Source organism: Azospirillum formosense, assembly GCF_013340925.1.
GTDB classification, from domain to species: Bacteria; Pseudomonadota; Alphaproteobacteria; order Azospirillales; family Azospirillaceae; genus Azospirillum; species Azospirillum formosense.
In genome coordinates this window covers 91,357-100,233 of sequence record NZ_WHOR01000001.1, presented here as the reverse complement: position 1 = coordinate 100,233, position 8,877 = coordinate 91,357, and the positions used below count along the sequence as shown (strand labels likewise).

Here is an 8,877-nt window from a genome sequence, read left to right as displayed (position 1 = left end):
TCCAGATTGGCGGTCACCGCCGCTGCGGCCTCGAAATCGTCCTTCAGGTCCAGATCGTCCCAGCGGTGGATGGTCACGCCGAAGCGCGCCTCCGCCGCGGCAATTTCCTCGGCGCAATCCCCGTATTGCAGGTTGACGAACACCACTCCCGGCAGCGCGAACAGGGGGCCCCATTGGTCCAGCGTGGTGTAGGCGCCCTTGTGCTCGGGCGTGGCCAGTTGGCTGCGCCATCCGATCCCGACCTTCAGGCCCGGCCCCAGCGCATCCAGCCGGTCCCGCCACAGCGCGGTTCGGGCCGGATCGGGCTTCAGCCAGGGGGTGAACTGGTCGAAGGAGGCGAGCGTTCCCCGCAGCAGGCCGGGCAGGCTGCCCGCCGGAACCTGAAGGTCGAAATCGGGGGGAACCACCGTCTCCCGCCCTTCGGAGTCCAGCGTCTCCGCCCGCACCGTCGCGCGCGGGAAGGACCGGGCGAACAGGCTGACCAGCCGCGGGTCGGTCTCGATGGTCACCGGCCCGCCGCCCCAGGCGATCACGTCGCCGTAGCAGGAGGCGAACAGGATTTCGTCGCCCACCCCCTGCTCCCGCCAGACCAGCAGGCGGCGCCGGCGCAACCCCTCGCCCCGCCACCGCGGCGCATCGATCCGCCGGTCGGGAAGAACCCGGCCGGCGGCGAAGCGCCGTTCGTAGCCCTCCCAGCCGCGCTCCAGCCGTCCGTGCAGGAGGGCGATGACGGCGAGGTTGTCGCTGGCGCTGGCAAGGTCCGGATCGTGGGCCAGAGCCTCTTCGTAGCAGGCTTCCGCCTTGGTGAACTGGCCCTGCGCCCGCAGCGCGTTGCCGAGGTTGTGGATGGCTTCGACGGCGTGCGGGTTCCGGCTGAGCACCCTGCGGAAGCACTGTTCGGCCTGCGCGGGGCGCCCCAGCTTCAGAAGAACGCTGCCCAGTTCGTTCAGCGTCACCGGGTTGTCGGGGGCGCGTTTCAGCGCCTCGCGGTAGGCGATCTCCGCGCCCTCATAGGAGCCCTTGCGTTGCAGGGCCGTGCCCAGATTGTGGTGGACCTTCGCGTCGTCGGGACGCAGCCGCAGTGCGGCACGGGCTTGGGTCAGCGCCTCGTCCAACCGCCCGGCGGCGCTCAGCGCGTCGCTGAGATTGGTGTGGGCCTCGACCATAGCGGGGGCCAGCACCGCGGCGCGGGCGAAGGCGCGCAGGGCGTCGGCACGGCGGTTCTGGTCGCGCAATGCGTTGCCGAGATTGTACCAAGCCTTGGCGTAACCCGGCTCAAGCTCCACCGCCGCGGTGAAGGCCAGCGCCGCCAGACCCGGCAGCGCCTGCGCCTGGAAGGCGTTGCCCAGATTGTGGCGCGGCCGGGCCGCCAGCGGGTTCAGCGCGACGGCCATGCGGTGTGCGTCCGCCGCCTCGGCGTGACGGTCCAGAGCGGCGAGTGCGCTTCCCAGATTGTCGTGGTAGTCGGCGACGCCGCCGGCTTGCCGGATGGCCTCTTCGATCAGCTCCACGGCGGGGCCGGGATGCCCGGCCTGGAGCGCCAGCACACCCAGCAGGTGCAGCGCATCGGAGTGGCTCGGGTGGGCCGCGAGCACGGTGCGGTAGTCGCGCTCCGCATCGGCCAGCCGCCCCGCCCGATGGTGGGCGACGGCGCGGCCGAGCCGGGCGGCGAGGTCGTCGGGTGTCGTCGGCGAATCCTGGTCGGGGGACTGGTTCATGAGGTTCGCCTTTTCCGTCTGCCCGATCCGGGACCTGTGTCGCAGGGGCTTGCGCCGGTCTGTTGCCGGAAGGGAGTGCCATGTTCCCCCGTTCCCGGTAAAGATGCTGTTAGCCCATGCCCCATTCAGGAGTTGTTCCGTGTCAGAGCCGAGCGATCCGCCCCGTTCTCCGTCGCCGCGTCCGAGCCTGCTCGCCCGTGGCGTGGGGCGGCTGGGCGGCTTGGCCGCTCAGGCCATGCGCCTCTACACCAAGGCCAACGCCCTGGCCGCGGACGGGCTGGCCGCGGAGGCGGAGGCCGCCTACCGCCGCACTCTGGGACTGAACCCGCGCTTCGCGGAGGCGCACAACAACCTCGGCAATGTCCTGCGCGCCCTGGACCGTGCGGAAGAGGCGGTGGCGGCCTACCGCGAGGCGCTGGCCTGTGGCCTAGACCACCCGCTGGTCCACTACAATCTGGCCTCGGCCCTGAAGGCGGCGGGCGATGCTGTGCCGGCGGAGCGGCATTTCCGGCGGGCGCTGGTCGAGGAACCAACCTATGCGGAAGCCTTCAACAACTTCGCCAACCTGCTGCGCGACGGCGACCGGCTGGCCGAGTCCGCCACCGCCTACCGCCGCGCGCTGGCCCTGCGGCCCGGCTGGGACGAAGCGCACGACAACCTGTCCGGTGCCCTCTACCTGCTTCACGAGGACGGGCGGCACGAGGAAGCGGCATGGTTTGCCCGGCTGTGGCTGCGCGACCATCCAGACCATCCGGTGGCCCGCCACATCGGCGCGGCCATCGCCGGGCTGGATGCCGGCGAACGGGCGTCCGACGCCTATGTGCGGCAGGTGTTCGACCTGTTCGCCGGGGAGTTCGACGACAAGCTGCTCGGCGAGTTGGACTACCGCGCGCCGACGCTGCTTGCGGAGGCGTTGACCGAGACGGAAGCCATGCAGGACTCAAGCCTGGACGTGCTGGATGCCGGTTGTGGCACCGGCCTGTGCGGCCCCTTCCTGCGCGGCCCGGCGCGGCGTCTGGTCGGAGTGGACCTGTCGCCGGGCATGCTGGAGCGCGCCGCCGCCCGCGGCGTTTACGACGCGCTGGAGGAGGCGGAACTCAGTGCCTTCCTGGGGGAACGCCCGGCAGCGTTCGACCTGATCGTGGCGGCCGACGTGCTGTGCTACTTCGGGGCGTTGAACGGTGTGATGGCGCAGGCTGCCGCGGCGTTGCGTCCCGGCGGGCGGCTGGCCTTCACGGTGGAGCGGCTGGAGGAGGGCGGTGCGCCCTGGCGGGTCAATCCGCATGGCCGCTACGCCCACACCGAGAGCCATGTGCGGGATGGCCTTGCCATGGCGGGGCTGTCCCTCCTGCGCCTCGCCCCGGACACCCTGCGCCATGAGAGCGGCGCGCCGGTGGGCGGGCTGGTGGTGCTGGCGACGCGGCCCTGACGAGGCCTCAGTCGAGCATCGGCAGGCCGGTCTCGATCCGCACCAGGGCGGCGAGCAGCGGAGCGCCGATGTCGCGGCGGACGAAGTTGCTCGCCCGGTCCGCGGCGTTGAGCGAGCCCTGGAAGCTCTTGCGCCAGCGGTCGTCGCCGTACATCACCTTTTCCGCCTTGGCCTTCTGGGCGAGCAGGCCGGGCCGGCGGCCGGCGGAATCGTCCACCAGACGGTTCAGCCGCTTCATCAGCTCGTTGGCGCTGGTCGGGTCACCGCGCTTCAGCGCCGCCTCGATCAGCTCGGCCAGGGCCTCGCCGCGGATGTCGAGGTCCTGCACCTGCTCGGCGTAGGACAGCGCCACCGAGGCGTCGGAACGGCGGGCGATGCGGCCCAGCACCGCCGGGATCGTCCAGGGATTCTCGTCCTGCACGGTGCGCAGCAGGCCCAGCGCCAGATTGGTGTCGCCCAGCTCCGACGCGGCGACCGCCAGCTCCGGCGGGCAGCAGTCGGTCTTTGTCTCGCGGAACTTGGAGAACTGCGTCTCCACCGTGTTCAGGAACAGGGTGCGGGCTGCCCCCTCCTTGCCGGCGCGCAGCAGAGTCTGGGCGACCAGCCCCAGCTCCCAGCTGCAGTTGCGGGCGGTGGCGTAGGCCTTGGCCTCCTCGGCGAGCTGCCCGGCCAGCCCCATGTCACCGCGCCACGCTGCCGCCTTGGCGATGTCGGCGAGGTTGTAGATGCGCGTCGAGCATTCCGGGATCTGCCGGGTGATGTCGAGCGCGAGCTGGTTCTGCCCCATCAGGGCGAGCGCGCGGGCGACGAACAGATCCTGGCCGGCCCCGTCGGACGCCGCGCCACGCCGCACCGCGCTGACGAAGGGGGCAATGATCTCCTTGGCCCGCGCGGTGTCGCCGATGGTGTTGTAGGCGACGGCCAGCGACAGCCAGTCCCAGCGGGCGGCGGTGATCGGCGTCTCCACCGGAGGCAGCATCTCCGCCACCCGGTGCAGGAAGCACAGCGAGGTCATCGGCTCGTTGCACACCAGCGAGCGCATGCGCGAGCGGAACTCGAAGAAGTCGAAGTCGCCGACGAACTGGTTGGTGACGAGTTGGACGGCCAGCGCGCTGTCCGGATACTTGACGACGATTTCATTGAGAAGCCGATCCGCCTCCTTCAGGAAGCGGCTCTCCTCGGCGATGTCGTAGGTGCTGTCCGCCTGCCGGATCATCTGCATCGCCTGGACGAACAAGCGGTTGGCCGGACCCTGGTCGGGTTGCGGCTGCTGCGCCGCCGCCGGGGTGCCGGCGCCTCCCGCCGCCACGGTGAACGCCGCCAGCGCCACGAGCAGGCTCATGGCGGCGGAGGCGGCAAGACGGCGGGCGAGGGCGGGCAGGATGGCCATGGCGGTGCGGAAACCCTGGTGCGCTAGAGGACGCGGGCGTAATTGACGACACGCTGGACGTTCGGCAGCGTGCGGGCGTGCTCGATCACGCGGTCAAGCTCGCCCTGGTGGGTGGCCAGACCCATGAGATAGACGACGCCGTTGACGGTATCGATGCTGAAATTCTGGCTATGAATTTGTGAATCGAAGGTCAGCTTGGTGCGCAGCTGCGTGGTGATCCAGGTGTCGCGGGCGCTGTCCATGATGCCCGAGTCGGTGTCCACCTGGATCTCGTTGATGACTTCCTTGACCCCTTCCACCTGCCAGCACAGGCGCACGGCGTCGAGGCGCATCTGGGCGTCGGTGGCTCGGCCGGTCAGCAGCACGCGGCCCTGATCGACGGTCAGGCCGATGCGGCTGTGCATGTCAAGCGAATGCTGGAACCACAGATGGTTGATGCGGGCCTTGATCTCGGTGTCCGAGGCGAAGCCGGACAGGCCCCGATGCTCGCTGGCCGCGACCACGGCGGTGCCCCCGGCGGCGCCCAGCACGACGGGCGCGCAGCCAGACGCAAGACCCGCGACAGCGGCCATCCCGACCAGCGCCCAAAGGCGGCCAAACCCCGACACGCTCTGCCTCCGATCCCCGGCCCGCCGAAAGAACGGGCGGGCGGAAAAAGTCATGCCGCAGGTGCGTTGGCAATGGGGAATCTTGGGGGTGTCAGGCTTCATCGTGGTTTTGTCCCAGGGTGATGCACGAATGTTTCACTCGCTGCGAGCGCGAAGGAATCCGGGCTAGGCGAAGGGCGCGCGCGTCACCAGCCCGGCGATTTCGCGCGCGAGAACGCGGGCGATCTTCTGCCGCGCCTTTGAGTCGCGCAGGATCGCCTCGTCCTTCGGATTCGACAGGAAGCCGGTCTCCAGCAGGACGGATGGAATGTCCGGCGCCTTGAGCACCGCGAAGTTGGCCGAGCGCATCGGGTTGTCCAGCAGCAGCATGTCCTTTCCCGCCCCCTTCACGATCGCGTGCCGGGCCACCAGTGCCGCGTGCTTGGTGTGGCGCGCCGTCAGGTCGAGCAGGATTTCCTTCACCGCCTTCTTGGCGTCCTTCACGTCGACGCCGCCCAGCCGGTCCACCGCGTTCTCCTTGTGCGCCAGCGCCGCCGCGAAGGAGTCGGAGCTTTTCTCGGACAGGGTGTAGGCGGACAGGCCGCGGGCCTCGCGGTTGGGCGCGCTGTCGGCGTGGATGGACACGAACAGGTCGGCCCGCGCCCCGCGCGCGGCGTCCACCCGCTCGCCCAGCGCCAGGAAGCGGTCGCCGTCGCGGGTCAGGGTCACCCCCAGCTTGTGCTGGCGCGACAGGATGCGCCCGACCTCCTGCGCGATGTGCAGGGTGATGTCCTTTTCCCGGGTGCCGCGCGCGCCGATGGCCCCCGGGTCGATGCCGCCGTGGCCCGGGTCGAGCACCACCATGCGCGGCCGCGCCGCCGGGCGGGCCTTGGTCTGGGCGCCCGCGGCGTGCGGGAGCAGCAAGGCGCCGGCCCCGGCGAGGGGGAGGGTCAGCGCCAGCTGGAGAAGACGTCTGCGTTCCATTCGCCCCTGATTCCGCAAGGAGTTGGGGCCGCCGAAACCAAAAGTCCTGAGCGCGATCGGAAAGGCGGCGTCCGGCCCGAACAGGCCTGAGGTTGAGCCCAAGGTGTGAGCGTTAACCAATGGGGACGCGCAAAAGGGTTGTCAAGGCCGGCCGGGTTAGCACCGCCAATTGTCGCGGCCACGCCGTCATGGAGGGCGTCGCCACCCTATGAAGATTCGACTCTTTCCAAGAATTCCTTGATGATGATGGCCGAAAGCGCTAAAATTTTAGAAATAAGCTCGGGAGGTGGCGATGTTGAGGAAAGCCTTGTTCAACATCATCCGGCAGGAGCAGCGCGAGGTCGAAGACGAACTCGAAAAGGAAGAGCGCCGCACGGCTCCCGACGTCGGCCGGGTGGTTGCGTTGCAGCGCGAGGTCACCGACCTGCGCCGCGAACTTGAGCATTACCGCGACGTTTGATTGACTGAATACGAACGGTTCTGTCCGCAAGCCCCTTTCCCGCAATGGCGGGGAAGGGGCTTTTTGTATTCGTGCGCGCGTTTCGTCGCTTGTGGAGATGCACCATTGTCGTGCTGCATTGCAGCATAATTTTGCTTATTTCATGTGCAGTGAGAGGGGCGTGTTCTGGGCTTTGTGCAGAAATTAATCATCGCGCCTCGCAGGATCGTGGAATGCGTTGACCCAAAGCAATGGTGAGTCCACGGGCGGAGGGCAGACTTTCGGGGTAGCCTGTTTGTCACAGGGGCGATTCATCCCATCCGGCCAAGCACATGAACGGACCGGGACGGCGGGCTGCGGGGTTGGGTGGGACCGACGACGTATCGCTGGCACGCCGGTTGCGGAGTGTCGGCCCGAACGCTCCCTGCTCCCTGGATGGAGGGCTGCCCGATGTCGGACGCTGTTTCGGACGCCATGGCCGAAGACGCTCAGAACGTTCCCGTACATTCCCTCGTGCCCACCGTGCGCCGCCGTCGTGGCGGCCAGTTGACCGCCGGCCTGTCGCTGGTGTCGCAACGCTACCTGCTGCTTCTGCGCTTCGCGGTCGTCAACGCCGCCGGCTTCACCCTTCTCGCCGCCGCCTGGGCGGAAGGGCTGATCGATCCCATCGTCGCCACCGACAGCACGCATCTGTGCCTGCTGATCTTCCTGGTCTTCCTGGCCGGGCTGGGGCTGTCGGCGCAGCGCATCCTGCGCACCAGCCGCGAACTGAACCGCGCCAAGGAGTTCGACCCCTCCGTCCCGTCGCGCGCCGCGCGCTACTTGGCGGAGGTGCGCGGGCGGGATTCCGGCGCGCGGTCGATCGCCGCATCCACCCTGAAATTCAAGCTGTCGGCGCGCATCGGCACGGTGCGGCAGGTTTCTTCGACGCTGGTGATCCTCGGGCTGATCGGCACGGTCATCGGCTTCATCATGGCCCTGTCGGGCGTCGACCCGGAGAAGGCCGGCGACGTCGCCGCCATCGGCCCGATGGTGTCGAAGCTGATCGAGGGCATGGCGGTCGCGCTCTACACCACGCTGGTCGGCGGCGTCCTGAACATCTGGCTGAACGTCAACATCGGCCTGCTGTCCGGCGCCACGGTGAACCTGATCACCGAAATCGTCGCCGTGGGGGAACGCCATGCAGGCCCTTGACCAGTTCGAGGAGGACGACGCCGGCACCGTCTTCCGCGACGTCATCACGCTGGCGCTCTGCGGCTTCGTGGCGGTGGTCATCCTGCTGCTTCCCCACATCCGGCCGGAGGCCAAGCAGGCCGACACGGTGGGTGTCGCCGCCCCCGGCAACGTCATGGTCGAAGCCCGCTGGCCGGACGAGTTGGACGCCGACGTCGATCTGTGGGTGGAAGCGCCGGGCGACGTGCCGGTCGGCTATTCCAACAAGTCCGGCGTGATCTTCAACCTGCTGCGCGACGATCTCGGCCGGAACGCCGACCCGACGAAGCTGAACTACGAGGCCAGCTACAGCCGCGGCATCCCGCCCGGCGAATACGCCGTGAACCTGCACCTTTACCGCAACAAGGCGACGGTCTTCCCGGTCCCGGTCACCGTGGTGGTCAGCGCCAAGCGGCCGGATGGCGACAACGCCCGCCAGCTCCTCGCCACCACCGTCCAGCTGGACCGGGAGGGTCAGGAACTGACCGTCTTCCGCTTCAAGCTGACGGAGTCCGGCGAATTGGTCGGCGACAGCGTGCACAGCCTTTACAAGCCCCTGCGCAGCGGGAGGAAATCATGACCCAACTGCTCGACTTCCAGGTCGCCGCGGTCGCGCTGGCCGCCACGCTCGCCACCATCGCCATCTGGGCGCCGCGCCGGCTGTGGGTGAAGGTGTCGGCGGTCGCCGTCTCCATCGGCTTCATGCCCGTCGCCTATGTCGGCATGGCCGATCTGCTGAGCAAGCCGAAGCCGGTCCGCATGGAATGGGCGCAGAGCGCCACCGCCCAGGCCACCATTCTGGGCGCCCAGATCAAGGAGGGGCAGGGGATCTACCTGTGGCTCCAGCTGGAGGGCGGGGCCGAGCCGCGCTACTACAAGCTGGCCTGGGACCAGAAGCTGGCCGAACAGCTCCAGCAGGCCATGCGCGAGGCGGAAAGGAACCGGTCCGGCATGGCCATGACGCTGCCCTTCGAAAATACGCTGGATCCCGACAAGCCGAAATTCTACGCCCTGCCGCAGCCCCAGCTTCCCGAGAAGAACGGCGAGGAGGGCGCGCCAGGGCCGATGGTCTACCGCCACCCCGGCATGGACGCCTGACGCGCTGGTCGCGACCGGAT

General features: G+C 68.9%; 9 protein-coding genes. 5 read left to right on the top strand and 4 right to left on the bottom strand.

Translation table 11 applies throughout. The features are described 5' to 3' along the window. The coding region (locus GBZ26_RS00505; RefSeq protein ID WP_174437105.1) for a tetratricopeptide repeat protein at positions 1-1,718 on the bottom strand (1,718 nt) is incomplete at its 3' end. Positions 1,719-1,857: 139 nt separating this feature from the next. Between GBZ26_RS00505 and GBZ26_RS30565 the strand changes: the two genes are divergently transcribed. Continuing rightward, a complete protein-coding gene (locus GBZ26_RS30565) occupies positions 1,858-3,147 on the top strand; it encodes a methyltransferase (protein WP_174437104.1) in 1,290 nt (429 codons plus the stop codon). A 7-nt stretch (positions 3,148-3,154) separates the two neighbouring features. On the opposite strand, the gene GBZ26_RS00495 is transcribed toward GBZ26_RS30565, so the two are convergent. From GBZ26_RS00495 to GBZ26_RS00485, 3 genes are all read right to left on the bottom strand, one after another. Further along, the gene (locus GBZ26_RS00495) at positions 3,155-4,537 is read right to left on the bottom strand and encodes a hypothetical protein (protein ID WP_174437103.1); all 1,383 of its coding nucleotides are present in this window, start codon (positions 4,535-4,537) and stop codon (positions 3,155-3,157) included. 23 nt (positions 4,538-4,560) lie between these two features. Further along, positions 4,561-5,109: a BON domain-containing protein gene (locus GBZ26_RS00490; protein WP_244948007.1), complete on the bottom strand. Its 549-nt coding sequence runs from the start codon at positions 5,107-5,109 to the stop codon at positions 4,561-4,563. A gap of 201 nt (positions 5,110-5,310) precedes the next feature. Next, a complete protein-coding gene (locus tag GBZ26_RS00485; RefSeq protein WP_174437101.1) occupies positions 5,311-6,108 on the bottom strand; it encodes an N-acetylmuramoyl-L-alanine amidase family protein in 798 nt (265 codons plus the stop codon). A 307-nt stretch (positions 6,109-6,415) separates the two neighbouring features. On the opposite strand from GBZ26_RS00485, the gene GBZ26_RS00480 reads away from it, so the two are divergent. From GBZ26_RS00480 to GBZ26_RS00465, 4 genes are all read left to right on the top strand, one after another. Further along, entirely contained in the window at positions 6,416-6,568 is a 153-nt protein-coding gene (locus tag GBZ26_RS00480; protein ID WP_158282581.1) for a hypothetical protein, read from the top strand. Between the two features lie 429 nt (positions 6,569-6,997). After that, on the top strand, positions 6,998-7,741 hold the full coding sequence (locus tag GBZ26_RS30040) for a MotA/TolQ/ExbB proton channel family protein (protein ID WP_246653884.1): 744 nt from the start codon (positions 6,998-7,000) through the stop codon (positions 7,739-7,741). Next, positions 7,728-8,339, top strand: a complete 612-nt coding sequence (locus GBZ26_RS00470) for a hypothetical protein (RefSeq protein WP_174437100.1) — start codon at positions 7,728-7,730, stop codon at positions 8,337-8,339. The genes GBZ26_RS30040 and GBZ26_RS00470 overlap by 14 nt, the downstream gene beginning before the upstream one ends. Then, positions 8,336-8,857, top strand: a complete 522-nt coding sequence (locus tag GBZ26_RS00465; RefSeq protein WP_174437099.1) for a hypothetical protein — start codon at positions 8,336-8,338, stop codon at positions 8,855-8,857. Before GBZ26_RS00470 ends, GBZ26_RS00465 begins: the two co-directional genes overlap by 4 nt. The last annotated feature ends 20 nt before the right edge of the window (positions 8,858-8,877 follow it).

What these genes read in the sequence shown, in the direction of transcription:
- GBZ26_RS30040 (WP_246653884.1), top strand. Translation starts at nt 6,998, where the DNA reads ATGTCGGACGCTGTTTCGGACGCCATGGCCGAAGACGCTCAGAACGTT.
- GBZ26_RS00490 (WP_244948007.1), bottom strand. Translation starts at nt 5,109, where the DNA reads ATGGCCGCTGTCGCGGGTCTTGCGTCTGGCTGCGCGCCCGTCGTGCTG.
- GBZ26_RS00470 (WP_174437100.1), top strand. Translation starts at nt 7,728, where the DNA reads ATGCAGGCCCTTGACCAGTTCGAGGAGGACGACGCCGGCACCGTCTTC.
- GBZ26_RS00465 (WP_174437099.1), top strand. Translation starts at nt 8,336, where the DNA reads ATGACCCAACTGCTCGACTTCCAGGTCGCCGCGGTCGCGCTGGCCGCC.
- GBZ26_RS00485 (WP_174437101.1), bottom strand. Translation starts at nt 6,108, where the DNA reads ATGGAACGCAGACGTCTTCTCCAGCTGGCGCTGACCCTCCCCCTCGCC.
- GBZ26_RS00495 (WP_174437103.1), bottom strand. Translation starts at nt 4,537, where the DNA reads ATGGCCATCCTGCCCGCCCTCGCCCGCCGTCTTGCCGCCTCCGCCGCC.